Below are 16,609 nucleotides of genomic sequence, written 5' to 3' on the forward strand. Positions count from 1 at the left end.
TGTCAACGCTATGAGTGCCTTTGAATTTACCGCGCTGGATGCAGCAGGCAGTACCCGCAAGGGTGTGCTGGAGGGTGATAGCCCTCGGCAAATTCGTCAACAGCTACGTGATCGTGGTCTTAGCCCGTTAAATGTTGAAGAGGTGCGCCAGCGCGAGTCGCGTCGTGGTACAAAACGCGGTGGGCGCGGTATCAGTGCCACTGACCTGGCCCTGTTTACACGCCAGTTAGCGACCTTGCTCGAGGCGGGTTTGCCACTGGAAGAATCGCTGCACGCAGTGGGCAGGCAAACAGAAAAGCCCCGTATGCAAAATACGATTCTGGCGGCGCGGTCACGTATCAAGGAAGGTCATAGCCTGGCTGATGCGCTGGGAGATTTCCCGAATATCTTTCCTGAACTGTACCGGGCCACGGTAGCGGCCGGTGAACAGACCGGCCACCTTGAGGTGGTGTTATCACGCCTGGCCGATTACACCGAAAACCGACAGGCCCTGATTCAGTCCATATCACAGGCATTGATCTACCCGGCGGTACTTACCTTTACGGCATTGGCAGTGGTGACCCTGTTGCTCGGTTACGTGGTACCGCAGGTGGTACAGGTCTTTACCGATATTGGTCAGACCCTGCCATGGCTGACCCGTGCGCTGATCGCCACCAGTGATTTTGTCCGGAACTTTGGACTGTTCGTGGTGGGCTTATTAATTGCGGCGGCTTATGGCTGGAAGCGTTTGTTACGCAATGAGGTCATACATACTCGTTATGATGCCTTGCTGTTACGCCTGCCCCTGATCCGTCGATTGGTGCAAGGTGTAAACACCGCACGTTTTGCCCGTACCTTCAGCATCCTGACTTCAAGCGGCGTCCCCATTCTTGAGGGCATGCGGATCAGCGCCAACGTAATGGCCAACCGCCCTATGCGCAAGGCGGTAGAACAGGCGACGGCTCGTGTACGCGAAGGCAGCAGCCTGCAACAGGCCCTGGACAAGAGTGCCTGTTTTCCACCAATGGTCATTCACCTGATCGGCAGTGGCGAAACCAGTGGCCGTCTCGAGGATATGCTGGATCGCGCGGCACAGAATCAGGAACGCGAACTGGAAAATCGTATCAATTTATTGATGAAGATATTTGAGCCCGCACTGATCCTGGTCATGGGCGCGGTCGTATTGATGATTGTACTGGCGATTTTGTTACCCATTTTCGATTTGAACCAGTTAGTCAAATAAGCAGATAAAGGCACAAGGTAATGACTATGAAGCAAGGCAACAAACAAAGACGTGAGGCGGGTTTCACCCTGATCGAGGTCATGGTGGTCGTGGTTATCCTCGGCATTCTGGCATCCGTTGTCGTGGTACGTGTGATCGATAAGCCGGATGAGGCGCGTATCACCAAGGCACGACAGGATATCCTCGCCCTTGAGGGAGCCCTAGGTTTCTACAAACTCGATAACCATGTCTACCCGTCAACCGACGAGGGCATTGAGGCGCTGGTCAACAAGCCAAGTTCCGCACGTAACTGGAAACAGGGCGGTTATGTCGCGCGCCTGCCGAAAGACCCCTGGAATACACCGTACCAGTACCTGAACCCGGGTGTGCATGGTGCCATCGATATCTATTCGCTCGGCGCCGATAAACAGCCCGGTGGTGAAGGTCTGAATGCCGATATCGGTAACTGGGACCTCTGAGAAATATTTCGGCGATGAAATCACGCCTGACAGGTTTTACCTTACTCGAGTTACTCGTCGTACTGGTAATCGTCGGCATCACAATGAGCTTTGCGGTGTTGTCACTCGGCCTGCGTAGCGATAAAGATATTGTATTGGAAGAATCACGGCGGCTTACGGCTTTAATGCAGTTGGCCAGTGAAGAGGCGGTTGTGCAAGGCCGTGAACTGGCCATGCAATTTGACGGGCCGGATTATCGTTTCCTGGTACTGGATAATAAAAACAAATGGCAGGCCATCGAGGAAGATGAAGTATTACGTGAGCGTAGTTTACCTGATGGCCTACAGGCAGAGCTGGTTGTAGAGGGTCTCGGCAAGACCAGTGCGACCTCTACCGGCCAGCTGATTTATTTTTATAGCAGTGGTGAAGTCAGTCCGTTCCAGTTAAGCCTACAGGACAGCCAGCGTAAATATCTTTATACCATCAATGGCGATGCACAGGGTCTGATCCAACATGCCGAGGATGATCGTTATGCCGGTTAGGCGGGGTAGCGAGCAGGGAATGACCCTGATCGAGGTACTGGTCGCGCTGGTGATTGTGGCGATTGCCCTGGCAGCGGTGATCCGAAGTGTTAATGCGGGAGTGGTGAATACCGATTACCTTAAGCAGCGCAACATTGCCCATTGGGTGGCGATGAATTATGCCAGCGAGCTGCAATTGCAACTCAGCACGGCGAAGGCCAATGGCCAGCATGAAATCGAGATGGCGGGGCAGACCTGGCAGCTGCAGAGTAAGGCCAGCCAGACGGCGGATAGTGACATACTGCGGGTTGAGATACGCGTTAAAAAAGACGGTGATGCCGAGTCGAGTCTAGCCAGCCTGATTACTTACGTGGCTAAACCCTGATGTGTAGTACAAGACAGGCGGGTCTGACCCTGATCGAACTTTTGGTCGCGGTGGCGATTTTTTCCCTGCTCGCGGCATTGTCGTACGGTGGGCTGGTCAATGTACTCGATTCGCGCCGCGCCGTGGATGTGGAGTCGCAACGGCTGGCGACCTTGCAGCGTGCCTTTTTGCGTATCGGCCGGGATCTCGAGCAGGCTGCACCGCGTGCGATCCGGGATGCCTTCGGTGATCAACAGCCGGCACTGCATAACCAGGTGGATAGCTACGAGGGCATGCAAACCGTCATCGAGCTGAGCGTCGCCGGGCGCAGGACCTTGCCCGGTGAAACCAGAGGCAGCTTACAACGTATCAGTTATGTATTACGCGGGGATGCCTTGCTGCGCTTAAGCTGGCCGGTACTGGATCGTGCACAGGATACGACGGCGCACGAATCAAGCTTGCTGGATGGGGTTGAAGACCTGCAACTGCGCTACCTGACAGAGGACGGTGACTGGCTGACACAGTGGCCACCTGTGGCCAGCGCAACACCAGCAGTGGCGGCCTTGCCGCCAGCCTTACCGAGGGCGATTGAGTTAAATATAGAACTTAAACACTGGGGCAGCCTGCGCCGACTTTACCGGGTGGCAGGATGAGGAGTTTGCCTATTCAAATGAACGGCACGGCGCTCATTACAGCGCTGCTGGTTGTGGCGCTGGCCAGTGTGGCGGCGGCGGCAATGCTGAAACAACAGCACCTGGATATTCGGCGTGCCGGTAACGTATTTAACGCCGATCAGGCCGGCTTGTATACGCAGTCGGCAGAGGCCTGGGTGATCCAGGTACTGCTGCGCGACAAGCGGGACACTAAAACGGATAGCCTCGCGGATAGTTGGGCTACGCTTCGTGAGCCTATTGATATAGAAGATGGCAAGATACAGGTGCAGGTAGAAGATTTGCAGGGCCGCTTCAACCTGAATAACCTGCTGGACAAGGCGGGCAAGCCGAGCAAGGATGAACGTGAACGCTTCCAGCGTCTGTTGGGCCTGCTTGAACTGGATACAGACCTGGTGTTCCCGATACTGGACTGGATCGATAGTGATATTAATGCCAGTTTTCCGGGTGGTGCCGAAGATAATGAATACTTGCGACTTGAGCCGGCACACCGTACGGCCAATGCGCCTTTTGTCAGCAGTAGTGAGCTCTTGCAGGTCAAGGGCATCGGTAGCGCGGATTATGAGCGCCTTAAACCTTACGTCACGGCCTTGCCTGGACAGGTGGAGATAAATATTAATACCGCCTCTGCGGTTATACTGGCGGCAAGTATACAAGGCATGGACCTGGCGGAGGCAGAGGCACTCGTCGAGGCGCGACCGGAAGAGGGCTATGCGGATGTGAGCACCTTTCGCAGCACGCAGGCCCTGAACGGACGTACGGTGAAAGGTATCAGCGTCAGTAGTGACTATTTTTCGATCAAGGTTGATGTGTCACTCGACAGGCACCAGTCCAGTGTAGGCGCTGTCGTAAACAGGACGGCTGGCACAACAAGTGGTGGTAGTGGACAATTACGCGTGCTTCGACGCAGCCGGGCGGAACTATAAAAATATGCAGGAATTATTCATACACCTACATGCAGAAGACGCCAGCTGGGCCTTGCGCCAGGGCGCCAGTGGCCTGCCGGCGGAGATCCAGCGTGGGCCCTTGTCGGCGATACCTGCGGTGAAGGACGATACCGAGGTGATCGTGTTTGTCCCGGCGAGCGATGTATTGCTGGCCAGCGCCCACTTGCCACGCCAGTCCCGGCAACGCCTGCAGCGTGCCGCCCCGTATGCCCTGGAAGAACAATTCATTGACGATGTGGAATCCCTGCACGTGGCCCTGGGTGAGCAGGATGATGAGGGCAATCTGCATACCGCAGTCGTTTCTCACCAACGCATGCAGACCTGGCTGGAGGGTTTAACACAGGCGGGTATCCGCCCGGCCGTGATGCTGCCGGAAAACCTGTCCCTGCCACGTATCAATGGTGACTGGTCGGCGCTGCAACGGGCCGACGGACTGGTGGCCGTGCGCAGTGGCAGGCAGAGTGGTTTTTGCTGTGACCGGGCCAATCTTGCGGCCCTCGCCAGGCGCCATGCCGCCGAACTGGGGAGCCCGGTGCATGCCGTCAGTGTTACCGATTGCTCGCAAACCGCCGGACAAGACGGCGGGCTTGCAGAGGACTTTGCTGCACCGGTCAATGTCCAGGCCTGTAATGGTGATGCCCTGGCCAGTCTTATCGAGGGCTATAAACGTGAGCCGGCCATAAACCTCTGCCAGGGGCCATATCGAAAGGCGCAACAATGGCTGAAGGGTGGCCGACGCTGGTTACCGGCCGCGGTGTTGCTCGGTTTGTGGTTAGTGGTGAGTTTTACCGCGGTGATTATTGACTACTGGCAATTACGTGAACTTGATGCCGACTATAAAGACAAGATTGAACAGCTTTATCGGCAGAGCTTCCCGGAGGCGAAACGTGTTGTTAATGCCCGGGTGCAGATGGAACAAAAACTTAAGGCCTTACGTGGTGGTGCAGTCGATGAAGAGGGTTTTCTTGAACTCATGGCCCAGGTGGGTACCGTGCTGACCAAGGTCAAGGGCATGGAGATTAAAAACCTGAGTTACAAGCAGGGCAAGATCGATATGGAACTTCAGCTGACGGACCTGCAGCAACTGGACAAACTGAAACAGCACCTTGAGGCCTTGCCGGCGATCGAGGTGGATGTGCAGTCGGCAACGGTGAAGAATAATCGTCTGGAAACACGTGTGCGCATCGGGAGGCAGAAATGAAACAGTGGCTGGCCGGTCTGAATGAACGCGAGCGGCAGATAGTTTTTGCCGGGGCGGCGCTCTTGTTGCTGATGCTTGTATATTTGTTGATGTGGGAGCCGCTGCTCAATAAGCGCGCACAACTGCAAACCTCGGTAGCGGCCCAGGCGGCGACATACCAGTGGATGCAGCAGGCCGCCGGGGAAATCAAACAGCTGTCACACCGGCCCGGTGCCAGTGTTACCAGCAAGGGTTCCGTGCTCGGCACGATCAACAGCACGGCCAAGTCCTTGTTGCAGGGGGCTATTGTCAAACGGGTCGAGGAAGACCGTCAACAGGGCGTGCGTGTGTGGATTGAACAGGCGGCCTTCGATGACCTGGTCCGCTGGCTGGGTGCACTCCGTCAGCAACACGGTATTCATGTCACCAGCCTGGTGACAGAACGCCATACCAAGCCCGGGCGGGTCAATGCACGCCTGATCCTGCAGCGTGGCTGAATAAGCGGCTGGCCTAATCGGCAGCCTGGGTCGCAAAATTTTCCAAAACATTAAAGAGTCGTTCCGGACTGACCGGCTTGGAAAGAAACTCGTTCATGCCCGCCTGCAGGCAGGCCAGGCGATCATCATCGCTGATATTAGCGGTCAGGGCGATGATCGGCACGGATTTATCAGACGGTTCTTCCGCTCGCCATTGACGTGTTGCCTCAATCCCGTCCATCACGGGCATATGCATATCCATGAAGACAATATCATAGTCTTGCTGGCGTAAACGCTGCAGGGCCAGTTTACCATTCTTGACCACCTCGACATGATGGCCGCCATCAGTGAGTGCGGTGGAAATAAACAGTGCATTGACCTCGCTATCCTCAGCCAGCAGGACACGACGTTTCTTCTCAGCGCCGGTCGGGGATCTGACCGAGACGGCCTCATCTTCATCGCGAAGTGTGGCCTGGTTACTGGCGAGCCTGAGTGGTATCTCAAACCAGAAACTACTGCCTTTGCCAAATTCACTGTTGACACCAATGTCGCCACCCATCATGCGAACCAACTCACGGGCAATGGTAGTGCCCAGCCCGGTACCACCAAAGCGGCGGGTGGTAGATGAATCGGCCTGGGTAAAACTATCAAAGATATGTGACAGGTGTTGCTCGTCGATACCGATACCCGTGTCGGTGATCTCGACGCGCAGGCTATTTGAGGTAGTAATGATACTAACCTTGATAGTGACGCCACCTCGTTCTGTAAACTTGATGGCATTACCGGCAAGGTTTAACAGTATCTGGCTGAGGCGGTATGAGTCACCAAGCAGGTTTTTTGGTACAGCCGGGTTAATTTCATAATTGAAACCGATGTGTTTTTGTTTGGCCAGCGGGCTGAGTACAACAGAAACCTCCTGCAAGGTGTCTTCGATGCTGAAGCAGCGTTCCTCAAGGGTGATCTTGCCGGCCTCGATCTTGGAAAAATCAAGAATGTCGTTAATGAGCATATGCAAACGATTGGACGAGGTGGTCAGGCCATTAACATAAACTTTTTGATCGTCACTCAAGTCTGTTGTTTTAAGCAAGTTGATCATGCCAATGGCACCACTCATCGGCGTGCGTATTTCGTGACTCATGGAAGCAAGAAACCGGCTCTTGGATTCACTGGCGGCATCGGCCGCCTGACGTGCACGTTGAATCGTTTTCAACATGGAATCCAGGTAGAGCGGCAAGACAATGAGTGCAATAAGCTTAAAGGTGCTTTCCAGTGCATGAGATGAGAAGTTCGGATCCAACACACACACAAGGCTGTAAGACAGGGCGCTGAGACCGGCAGCGACAAACAGGTAGGAGCGACCAAAACGACCACCCTGACTGATAAAGATAATGATGTAGAGAAGGTAGAACGGGCTATCAGACTTACCGACCATGATACTGGATATGGTGACGTAAACGATATCAATAAAAGTCACAAGATAGCGGCGTGGGACATAGCCGGGACGGCGCATAATATAGATCAGCACAAAGATCGAATACACCATGAAGCTGAGCAGCAAAATAGAAAAATTATAGGTAGTAATTTCAAAGTAACCGAATGTCGTGCCCATACCCAGATAGATGGACATAAACACGCCTATGCTCAGGCGGACGATCGCGGATTTGTACTCCTGATCCTGGCGGATCGAAGCAGGCATCCATTTGTCGATAAAACTTTTCAACATCATGTTGCGACGACGACCTTCCTCGTGGCGGGAATTTTATGTAGGCATAATATCATTAAAACTGTAAATGGCATTGAATTCGCCTACATCCTTGTTGGGCGCCTGTGTGTCGGGCTTATGGATCGCGAGCAGGTGAGTAATACCGTAAGCCATTGCAGAGCGTAATACCGGCAGGCTGTCATCTATGAGCAGGGTATGCGCTGGCTCAAAGGACTCCCTGGATTGCAGCGATTGCCAGAACTCCCGGTGTTCCTTGGGCATACCCAGATCATGTGCACAGATGATGCTATCAAAATGCCCGCCAAGCCGGGTACGTTTCATTTTCAGGTCGAGGCTCTTGGCGTGGGCATTGGTAACGAGTACCACGCGCTTGTCGACGGCGCGCACAGCATCGAGAAAATCGATAACATACGGGTGTATGGCAATAAGATGTTCAACCTCGCGTTTCAGCTCGGCGATATCGAGTCCCAGTTCCTGGCTCCAGTAATCCACGCAATACCACTCCATGGTGCCTTCAGCGGCACGAAAACGTGGAAATAACTCTTCTTTGGAGCGATCAATATCCAGGCCATGGTATTCGGCATAGCGCAGCGGCACATGCTCCTGCCAGAAATGGTTATCAAAGTTGAGGTCCAGCAAGGTACCGTCCATGTCGAGAAACACGGTATTTATGGCATTCCAGTCAAGCATCTTGGTCTTCAGGGCTTTTGTTACAGTGTCTTTACTTTAACAGAGATTACAGCAGCGGCGACAGGGTTTCTGGACCTCGGCTTTTCCTTAATAAATATTCGGCTATAGTTAATACTAATAGGCCTCATAGGTCGCCAGCGGAGAAGGGCGATGTCAATGAAATCAGCCGTTTTGCTTACTGTGACATTATTTTTTGCAGGGCTTTCTCTGCCGACAGTTGCCGGGCAACTCAGCCCGCAGGAAATGGAAGAGTGGTTGTTTGATGATAGCGACAGCCTGATCGCAGAGGTCAACGAGGGTGAACTGGAGTTCCTGGCAAAGTCCCCGCAAGGCCCGGTACATCATCATCATAATCGTGTGAGTATTACCGATGCCAGTGTCGAGGATGGCTGGGTTGGTCTGGAGCAATGTCATCGGCACCTGGACCAGGTGACACTCGCGCAAATCGTCTTTCGCCCGGACCGGGTACGTGGTCTGAAGGTGACCCGGGCGGAGAACATCAACAAGGCCTGGGTAGAGGGTCCCTCGATACAGCTGCAGGGGGTGCAGGCCAATGCCCTGTTATGCGTCCAGGCCGAGACCCGCAGTTTTGTCTACAATGGTGACGGTACATTCAGTCTGCACAGCGGGCCGTTCATGCGCAGATTCCTCGATGGTTATTACCCGATGCAGGTGACACTCGATGTCAGGGTCGAGAGCCCGCGTTTGCAGTTCTACCAGATGTTGCCGCGGAGCAGGGATGGCCTGACGGTTCGGCATGCCGATAAAACCGTTCATTACGAGGCCCTGTTTGAGGGGCGGCTGCGTACCGAGATCATGTTCCATGACCTGGTGGTGGAAAATGTCAGTGCAGACCAGCACGGCCGTGGTAAGATCGCCGCACAGATTAAATAATGATGTCCGATATGTGGGCAGCCAGGTTAGTTGCAGTCCATGCGCGAAAAGCCAGAAATCCTGAAAATAGAGACTATCGCCGAGACCCGGATTTTTCGTATAGAACAGGTCGGTCTGCGTTTCAGTAACGGTAACCAGGTAGAATATGAACGTGTGCGGGGCTCAGCACATGGTTCGGTACTCATTGTGCCTATGCTGGATGATGATACGGTGCTCCTGATCCGTGAATACGCCGTTGGTGTAGATCGTTACGAACTCACCCTGCCGAAAGGGCTCATTGAAAAAGCCGAGTCTCCGCTTGATGCCGCGAATCGTGAAATAATGGAAGAAGTGGGTTACGCCTCTCGCTCACTTGAACAGTTGACGACGTTTACATTGGCACCCGGTTATCTGGGTTCAACAACGCATATAGTCCTGGCACAAGACCTTTATCCCCAACGCTGTGAAGGCGATGAGCCCGAGGAAATCGAAGTCGTGCCCTGGTCGTTGCGGCGGCTGGATGCCTTGTTAGAAGATAATGCCTGCAGTGAGGCAAGAACCATTGCCGCTTTATATATGGTCCGCGATCGCCTGTCGGCAAAAGAGCGTATTTGATGATCCAACCTGATGACAAATTACTGGAAGATGTCATGCAGCTTGCGGTTGAGGCCGGGCATGAGATATTGCGTATCTATGAAACGGATTACGCCATCGAGCACAAAGACGATAAGACCCCGTTGACCGAGGCGGATATGGCGGCGCATCATATTATTGATGCCGGCCTGCAGAAATTAACACCGGGTATCCCGATCCTTTCAGAAGAGTCCGCCGAGATCCCATTCGCAGAACGTCGGCAATGGTCTTGTTACTGGCTGGTTGACCCACTGGATGGGACGCGTGAGTTTATCAAACGCAATGGTGAATTTACCGTTAACATCGCCCTGATCGAAAATGGTGAATCGGTTCTTGGCGTAGTTTATGCGCCGGTACTGAAGACGAGTTATTACGCGCGTCGCGGTGCCGGTGCCTTTCGTAAGGAAAATGGTAAACCTGCAATACCCATTCAAACCCGTCGGCCCAGTGCCTCGCCGGTATTGGTCGCCGGTAGTCGCTCGCACCGCGGCGACTCGTTGAACGCCTATCTGGAATGCCTGGCAGACTATGAGATTATCAGTGTGGGCAGTTCGCTTAAGTCTTGTATGGTCGCCGAGGGTAGTGCAGATATCTATCCGCGCCTGGGACCGACCTCGGAGTGGGATACGGCGGCGGCCCAATGCGTTGTTGAAGAGGCCGGTGGTCGACTCACCGATACACGTATGCAGACCCTGCGCTACAACACCAAGGATTCCTTATTGAACCCGCACTTTTTTGTGTTTGGTGACCCTGATCGTGACTGGTCGGAATATCTTGAAGACTGAAGGCGGCGGCTAGTTGCGTTCGTCGTAGACGGCCATGATGGCCTTGAGTTCATTGAGGACGGTGGAGGCCTCCTGTTCGTCCAGTTCGTGGGTCTGCTCGATTTCCATACCCAACTCCATGCTGCTGATCGTTGCGCGCACGGCATCACAGCCGCTCTTGCACAATGCCTCAACGCATTGATTGACCTTGCTTGAATTCATACCAATCCGGACTACCACCAACAGGGCCGGGAATTATGCCAAATTGATGCCCTGGATGCCAACACCAATCAGTAACAAATTGTTATTTATGGAAATATTCTGGTTATATCACAAGCGTGGGGGTAGCTTGGGGACTATACGCCAAGATGGTGGCCGGGGACGGAATCGAACCGCCGACACGGGGATTTTCAATCCCCTGCTCTACCAACTGAGCTACCCGGCCAGACTTGTTGCAGGCTCCCGAGTCTCGGGAGCGCGCTATTAAAGCGGTTGAGGCGGGTGGAGTCAAGCGACAACACACAGAAACAGGCGGGATTTGGGGCTTGCAGGCAGAGACAGCATGCAATACCGTGTCTGCCTCACCGAAAAGCTCACGAAATGGTTCTCCTTATGTCCGCCAAGATGCCGCCGAATATACCCCTGACGATAGCCCCGGACAGCTATCAGCTGGTTGAGACTCGCCTGCAGGAAAAACTGCCGGATGGCACGACGCGCTGTCACCTGTGCCTGTGGCGCTGCAAGCTCAAGCATGGTCAGCGCGGCTTTTGCCAGGCGCACGTGAACCGAAATGGCACGCTATATAATCTGTCCTACGGCATCCTCTCGGCCATCGACACCGGGCCGATTGAGGAAAAACCGGTCAAACATTACCGCCCGGGTACTCGTGTCATGTCGATTGGCAGCTATGGCTGCAATTTCCGCTGTGGTGGCTGCCACAATCTGGAAATATCCTGGGGCGTGTCGGCGCTGGATGACCTGGCTCGCGGTGAATCGACCGCCGCCTGGGTGACACCTGCGGAGATGGTGGCGGTGGCACAACGTCATGAGGTACAGGGTATTGCCTTTACCTACTCAGAGCCGGCCGTATGGCTCGAGTACGTGATGGATGTTTCCAGGCTGGCTCACGAGGCCGGGCTATATACGCTTTATGTCTCGAACAGCTTCGTCACCAATGAGGCGCTGGAGATGATGGCGCCGTACGTCGATGTGTTGTGTTCGGACATCAAGAGCCTCAGGGATGATTTTTACCATGATATCTGCCCGACCGCGAAGGTCAGTCAGGTACTCGATTCTATTCACAAGGCCCACCAGTTGGGTATCCATGTAGAAACGCGGACGAATATTATCCCGGGCAAGAATGATGATATTGCAGAGCTGCGACAGATTGCCGAGTGGATTTATACGCATCTCGGTGAAGACAGTCCGTGGCATATCACGAAGTTTTTCCCGGCCTATAAACTGTCAGATGTGCCGACTACGCCAGCAGAAATCATGTGGGCGGCACATGATGCCGCGCGTGAAGTCGGCCTGAAGAATGTTTATGTCTATGATGACAAGGGTTGTGACTGTGCCGAGAGTAATATGCCGATTGCGGAATATTTAACGGCCGATGCCGGCACGATTCACGAGATCAAGAAATGCGCGGCCAGTTGTTGTGGTGATGAAGGCATCGTTTTAAAGAAATACGAGAAAGAGTGAGGTGTAAGCAGCGGTTGGTTTATTATTATGGCTGCTCATAGAAGCTTTAAAGGCTTAGACCATAGAACCTTGCAGGTTCATCATGGATACCCTACCCATCTCCGATGGGTCAGGGCAATTATGCTGTCTCACAGAATCCTAACGGATTCATTATGAGCACCCTACGCTTCCAGCGTCAGGGCGACCCTACTCCACCATAGAACACTACGTGTTCATTATGGATACCTTACCTGCCTATATGGCTGGTCAAGGCAACTTCCAGTGCCGTCAGGGCATTACTCTGAAGGTGGCACAAAGGCCTCTGGGGTATCGGCACCGGCGCCAAACAAAAACTTTTCCATCTGCTCTTCAAGAAAGGCACGGCCCTTCGGGTCGATGACACTAATCCGGTATTCATTAATGAGAATGGTCTGCTGGCCCATCCACTGCTGCCAGGCCTCTTTGCTGATGGTTTCAAAGATACGCTGGCCAAGTTCACCAGGATAAGGTGGCTTGTCGAGACCTTCAGCCTCTTTACCGAGTTTTACGCATTGGACGGTACGACTCATGTCCTGTCTCCTGTAAGGTTACTTGCAAGGCTCTACAGCGTCCCGCTGTCACACTTGCCTGCGTCCATGTTGGCATAGCTATCGAGTAATTTCTTTACCGGTGCGGCAAGACCCCGTGCATCCGGCTGGCGTGTGTTATACCAGACCGCATTGGCAGAATCCATTATCGAGCTATTTAAAAATTCACCGCGTATGTGTACGGGAGTGATGTCGAGGTGAAAGTGACTAAAGCTGTGCCGCAGGCCCGGCCATACCTGCACATCGCGCAGGGCAAACTGCAATTGCTCGCGGCACCACTTTTTCAGACTGTCCCTGCGTAGGGCACAACCGGCCTCTGGCAGGCCCCACAGGCCGCCCCACAGGCCGGTGGGGGGCCGCTGTTGCAGGTAGATGTGTCCCGCGTTGTTGCTGAGCAATAACATAATGGTCTCGCGTTCGGGCAGGGCCTTGCGAGGTTTTTTGCCGGGATAATCACTGACGGTCGCGGATTGATATGCGAGACAGTCGATGGCAACCGGGCAGTCCGTGCAGCGGGGTTTGCTGCGCGTGCAGAGTGTCGCCCCCAGGTCCATGATCGCCTGTGTATAGTCGGCGCTACGCGTGGCCGGTGTGAGTTGCTCGGCCTGTTGCCATAATTGTCTTTCCACCTCACGTTGGCCCGGCCAGCCGGCAATGGCGAAAAAACGCGTCAGCACGCGTTTAACATTGCCATCGAGGATGGCATGTTGCTGTCGACAGGCGATACTCAGGATCGCCGCCGCCGTAGAGCGGCCAATACCGGGCAGGTCCATCACCTGTTCGAGTTCATCGGGGAAGTGACCGGCGTGCTCATCGCGAACCCTCTGTGCTGCACGGTGCAGGTTACGGGCGCGTGCGTAATAACCCAGCCCGGTCCACAGGTGTAAGACGCTGTCGATGTTGGCGTTGGCCAGAGAGAGCACATCCGGGAACTGTTGCATGAAACGCTGGTAATAGGGGATGACGGTATTGACCTGGGTCTGTTGCAGCATGATCTCGGAGACCCATACCCGGTACGGATTGATATCCTCTTGCCAGGGCAGGTCATGGCGACCATGCTGGTCATACCAGTCAAATAACCGTTGGGAAAAATCCGGGGTCGACATCTCTAGGACTTTCCGGCGAGGCGTTCCAGACCTTCGATGGTTCGCAGGGCCTCTTTACGCAGTTTGCCCTCGATCAGGGGCGGGCCGATTAATGGTGGTATCCAGAAAGAGGGTTTCAGGTCGGTATTAAAATAAATGCGTGTACGATCACCTTCGGCACGGATTTTCCAGCGTGCGTGGGCATAATCAAAATCACTCTTTTCCGGCACGGTGGTGGCAACAATGACATCCCCGGGTAATTCTTCGATATCCTGCACCTGGACAATACTCTTGCAAAAAAAAGTGATACAGGCCTTGGTTTTGACATAGACACGGTGGCTGACATCATCCAGGGAATAAATGATATAGCTTTGCTTGATAATGTCATTCAGGCGTTGCAGGTGGTTGTAATCGGTCAGCAGGCGCTTGACGATAATGCTGTCGGCATCAATGAGCGCCTCAATTTCCATGAAATAGCGTTTTTCCTGGTGCTCGACCTTGGCCGTGATGATCTCACCCGCCTGCAGCGGCGACAGTGGGCCGAGCAACCCCGGCAACAGGGCCGCCGCCAGCCAGGTTCGGGGCAGGTTAAACAAACCGCATCTGCTCATCAGAGGCCCAGCAGGTTTTTGAGCTTTTGTTTGGTCTCTTCTTTCTCTTTTTGCTTGCGTTCACGGCGTATTTCTTCTGCGGTCTTGGCGGGTGCCTGAGGTTGCGAAGTCGGGCTATCTGTTTTTGTTGCCGGTGCAGTCTGCTCGGGTGCGGCGTCCTTCTTTTTATTGAACAGCGAGTCCAATAGCTTCTGTTTCTGCTGTTTTTCGATGATGCGGCCAATCGCACGTGTCCAGTCGATTTGATAAGAAGGTTTTAACAAGTTGCCCGTGAGGTTCACCCGCAGCGGCACACCGACGTATTCCGCTTTCAGTCCGAGTTGCTCGGCTAGGCCCTGGTCAATCGAGGTCTTGAGGGTGTAGTCGATGCGATTGGTGACGATGTCGATCATGCCTTCACCGCGGATCCGTGGCAGCTGCGATTCAATGAGCAGGTCCTCGCTGCGCAGGATACCGTTTTGTGCCTGCATACTGATACTCAGCTTGCTGAAATCAGTTTTGTTCTCACCGCTTGCCGCTGGGGCTTGCTGTCCTTTGTACAGGGCATAGGTCTCCTTGATGACCTGGCTGATATTAATGCCATTCAGGGCGCCCTTGTCCAGTTGTAATGCGATCTCGCCATTCAGGGTCTTTTTCATGGCAAGGATATCCTGGCCCTGCGCAGTGAGCTTGGCGCTGACATTGCCCTCACCGACGATCAGATCGGTGTCATACATGGCCTGGGTGACGGGGCCGAGTTGCACATTACTCAGGGTTTCATTTACGGACAGGCGTGGTTGACTCCCCTGTTTCTGGCTCGCATCAACACTGATATTGCCCTTGTATTTGCCGCCATACAGGTCGGCACTGATTGGTGAGAGTTGCAGGTGACCACGACTCAGGTCGATGTCGAGCTTGACGTTTTCCGTCTGCAGGCGATTGACGATGATGGCACCGGCCTGTAGTGAGCCCTTGATATCCACACTGCGTAATAACGCCACCGGGATCAGCGCGGCCTCTGCGGCCTGCGCCGTATTCACAAAACGGAAGCCCTGAGCCTGTGCACCACTGGCCGGTGGCAGGTAGCGGTCCAGGTCAATACGGTCCAGATTGAGTTTATGCGAAAGGCGGGTGCGCTGGCCGCGTTGCAGGCCTAGCTGGCCACTGAGCAGGGTATCGTCAAGAACCAGTTGCAGGTCCGTCAGTTGCAGCGTGTTCAAACTGCCGCCGATCAGGCTGTCGAGGCTCATGCGTTGCAGCGCCTTGCCATCTGCGGTGGGCGGGAGTTTGATGCCGAATTGCCCAAAGACCTGGCGTGGGTTGAAGCTGGCCAGTTTGAGCTTGCCGGTAATGCTCGGGTCATCGCCGAGCAGCCTGCCCAGGGTGACCTCGCCGCTGAGGGCCAGCTCACCGAGTTTGAGTGCCAGCTTACCCAGGGAAAGGGATTGTTTGTCGAGATCGGCGGTGAGTGTGGTCTTGAGGTCGATGGTGGTATTAATGGCCGGGTCGCTACTTTGTAATTTTCCATCGAGTGCGACATCGACGGCCTGGCCGGGTTGGAGTGCACCACTATTCAGGTTGAGCGATGAGAGGCTGAAGGATTTGGCATTGGCCGCGTCCTGGAATTGTATGCGGGCGTTATCCAGTTTGATACCGCCAATGGCGAGTGCAGCGATCGGTGTGCCGGCAGTGGGTTTTTTCCCTGTCGGGGCAGGCTGTGCACCGGCCAGGTCGGACCAGTTATCCTGGCCCTGTTTATTCCTCTGCAGGTTCAGTTCCAGGCCATTGAGGACCAGGGTATCCATTTCAATCTTTTTGCTCAGCAGTGGCAGCAGGCGGACACGGATCTGGGTAGAGCCAACTTTGGCAAAGGCCTGCTGGCCAAAACCCTGGGCGTTACCCAGTTCAACGGCGCCGGTATTGATACCAAGCCAGGGGAAGACACTCAGGCTCAGATCACCTTCAATCTTCATACTGCGACCGGTGGACTTGGTCACGGCCTCGGTGATTTCCCCACGAAAATCATTGGGATCAACGAGGAGCGGGATAACAATGATGGCGACGATCAGCAGCCCAACGAGACCGGCAATGAGACCGAACAGGAGTTTAAGTAGTTTGCTCATAAGTGGTGCTTCCATTTTGAGGCTGTTACCAGCCGGTGTTTTA

19 protein-coding genes and 1 tRNA gene are annotated in these 16,609 nt (G+C 54.3%); 12 read left to right on the plus strand and 8 right to left on the minus strand.

Features of this window, described 5'->3' with window-relative positions:
- The first annotated feature begins 10 nt into the window (after positions 1-10).
- Genes gspF through gspM form a run of 8 tightly spaced genes read left to right on the plus strand, consistent with a single transcriptional unit; the run spans position 11 to position 5,839 of the window.
- A complete protein-coding gene (gene gspF, locus EL386_RS00725) occupies positions 11-1,222 on the plus strand; it encodes a type II secretion system inner membrane protein GspF (RefSeq protein WP_126452303.1) in 1,212 nt (403 codons plus the stop codon).
- A 26-nt stretch (positions 1,223-1,248) separates the two neighbouring features.
- Positions 1,249-1,680, plus strand: a complete 432-nt coding sequence (gene gspG / locus EL386_RS00730) for a type II secretion system major pseudopilin GspG (RefSeq protein WP_126457179.1) — start codon at positions 1,249-1,251, stop codon at positions 1,678-1,680.
- A gap of 14 nt (positions 1,681-1,694) precedes the next feature.
- On the plus strand, positions 1,695-2,201 hold the full coding sequence (gene gspH, locus EL386_RS00735) for a type II secretion system minor pseudopilin GspH (protein ID WP_126452305.1): 507 nt from the start codon (positions 1,695-1,697) through the stop codon (positions 2,199-2,201).
- Positions 2,191-2,565: a type II secretion system minor pseudopilin GspI gene (gspI, locus tag EL386_RS00740; RefSeq protein ID WP_172597567.1), complete on the plus strand. Its 375-nt coding sequence runs from the start codon at positions 2,191-2,193 to the stop codon at positions 2,563-2,565. Before gspH ends, gspI begins: the two co-directional genes overlap by 11 nt.
- Positions 2,565-3,197 carry a type II secretion system minor pseudopilin GspJ gene (gene gspJ / locus EL386_RS00745; protein WP_126452309.1) on the plus strand — a complete coding sequence of 211 codons (633 nt, stop codon included), beginning with the start codon at positions 2,565-2,567 and terminating at the stop codon, positions 3,195-3,197. Before gspI ends, gspJ begins: the two co-directional genes overlap by 1 nt.
- Positions 3,198-3,214: 17 nt before the next feature.
- Positions 3,215-4,141, plus strand: coding sequence for a type II secretion system minor pseudopilin GspK (gene gspK, locus EL386_RS00750; RefSeq protein WP_172597568.1), 927 nt, complete (start codon positions 3,215-3,217; stop codon positions 4,139-4,141).
- 4 nt (positions 4,142-4,145) lie between these two features.
- Entirely contained in the window at positions 4,146-5,363 is a 1,218-nt protein-coding gene (gspL, locus tag EL386_RS00755; protein WP_126452313.1) for a type II secretion system protein GspL, read from the plus strand.
- Positions 5,360-5,839, plus strand: coding sequence for a type II secretion system protein GspM (gene gspM, locus EL386_RS00760; RefSeq protein ID WP_126452315.1), 480 nt, complete (start codon positions 5,360-5,362; stop codon positions 5,837-5,839). The genes gspL and gspM overlap by 4 nt, the downstream gene beginning before the upstream one ends.
- 13 nt (positions 5,840-5,852) lie before the next feature.
- Here the strand turns inward: gspM and EL386_RS00765 are convergent, their stop codons facing one another.
- Positions 5,853-7,544 (minus strand): ATP-binding protein, encoded by a 1,692-nt coding sequence (locus EL386_RS00765; protein ID WP_126452317.1) that lies wholly within the window; start codon positions 7,542-7,544, stop codon positions 5,853-5,855.
- A 33-nt stretch (positions 7,545-7,577) separates the two neighbouring features.
- The gene (yrfG, locus tag EL386_RS00770) at positions 7,578-8,231 is read right to left on the minus strand and encodes a GMP/IMP nucleotidase (protein WP_126452319.1); all 654 of its coding nucleotides are present in this window, start codon (positions 8,229-8,231) and stop codon (positions 7,578-7,580) included.
- Positions 8,232-8,381: 150 nt separating this feature from the next.
- On the opposite strand from yrfG, the gene EL386_RS00775 reads away from it, so the two are divergent.
- The 3 genes from EL386_RS00775 to cysQ are packed head-to-tail and all read left to right on the plus strand — an operon-like array spanning position 8,382 to position 10,522.
- Complete coding sequence (locus EL386_RS00775) at positions 8,382-9,125, plus strand: hypothetical protein (RefSeq protein ID WP_126452320.1); 744 nt, start codon at positions 8,382-8,384, stop codon at positions 9,123-9,125.
- A 39-nt stretch (positions 9,126-9,164) separates the two neighbouring features.
- Positions 9,165-9,719 (plus strand): ADP compounds hydrolase NudE, encoded by a 555-nt coding sequence (nudE, locus tag EL386_RS00780; RefSeq protein ID WP_126452322.1) that lies wholly within the window; start codon positions 9,165-9,167, stop codon positions 9,717-9,719.
- Positions 9,719-10,522 carry a 3'(2'),5'-bisphosphate nucleotidase CysQ gene (cysQ, locus tag EL386_RS00785; protein WP_126452324.1) on the plus strand — a complete coding sequence of 268 codons (804 nt, stop codon included), beginning with the start codon at positions 9,719-9,721 and terminating at the stop codon, positions 10,520-10,522. Before nudE ends, cysQ begins: the two co-directional genes overlap by 1 nt.
- A gap of 9 nt (positions 10,523-10,531) precedes the next feature.
- Here the strand turns inward: cysQ and EL386_RS00790 are convergent, their stop codons facing one another.
- Both EL386_RS00790 and EL386_RS00795 read right to left on the minus strand, forming a co-directional pair.
- Positions 10,532-10,723, minus strand: a complete 192-nt coding sequence (locus tag EL386_RS00790; protein ID WP_126452326.1) for a hypothetical protein — start codon at positions 10,721-10,723, stop codon at positions 10,532-10,534.
- A 147-nt stretch (positions 10,724-10,870) separates the two neighbouring features.
- Positions 10,871-10,946: transfer RNA gene (locus EL386_RS00795), tRNA-Phe, on the minus strand.
- Positions 10,947-11,113: 167 nt separating this feature from the next.
- On the opposite strand from EL386_RS00795, the gene amrS reads away from it, so the two are divergent.
- On the plus strand, positions 11,114-12,202 hold the full coding sequence (gene amrS, locus EL386_RS00800) for an AmmeMemoRadiSam system radical SAM enzyme (protein ID WP_172597569.1): 1,089 nt from the start codon (positions 11,114-11,116) through the stop codon (positions 12,200-12,202).
- 275 nt (positions 12,203-12,477) lie between these two features.
- Here amrS and EL386_RS00805 read toward each other — a convergent pair whose 3' ends face one another.
- Genes EL386_RS00805 through EL386_RS00820 form a run of 4 tightly spaced genes read right to left on the minus strand, consistent with a single transcriptional unit; the run spans position 12,478 to position 16,566 of the window.
- The gene (locus tag EL386_RS00805) at positions 12,478-12,750 is read right to left on the minus strand and encodes an oxidative damage protection protein (RefSeq protein WP_126452330.1); all 273 of its coding nucleotides are present in this window, start codon (positions 12,748-12,750) and stop codon (positions 12,478-12,480) included.
- Between the two features lie 32 nt (positions 12,751-12,782).
- Positions 12,783-13,874, minus strand: a complete 1,092-nt coding sequence (mutY, locus tag EL386_RS00810; protein ID WP_126452332.1) for an A/G-specific adenine glycosylase — start codon at positions 13,872-13,874, stop codon at positions 12,783-12,785.
- A 2-nt stretch (positions 13,875-13,876) separates the two neighbouring features.
- Positions 13,877-14,449 carry an SRPBCC family protein gene (locus tag EL386_RS00815; protein ID WP_126452334.1) on the minus strand — a complete coding sequence of 191 codons (573 nt, stop codon included), beginning with the start codon at positions 14,447-14,449 and terminating at the stop codon, positions 13,877-13,879.
- Positions 14,450-14,463: 14 nt separating this feature from the next.
- Entirely contained in the window at positions 14,464-16,566 is a 2,103-nt protein-coding gene (locus EL386_RS00820) for an AsmA family protein (protein ID WP_172597570.1), read from the minus strand.
- Between the last annotated feature and the right edge of the window lie 43 nt (positions 16,567-16,609).

The sequence above is a fragment of the Sulfuriflexus mobilis genome (assembly GCF_003967195.1).
In the GTDB taxonomy this organism is placed as follows: Bacteria; Pseudomonadota; Gammaproteobacteria; order AKS1; family AKS1; genus Sulfuriflexus; species Sulfuriflexus mobilis.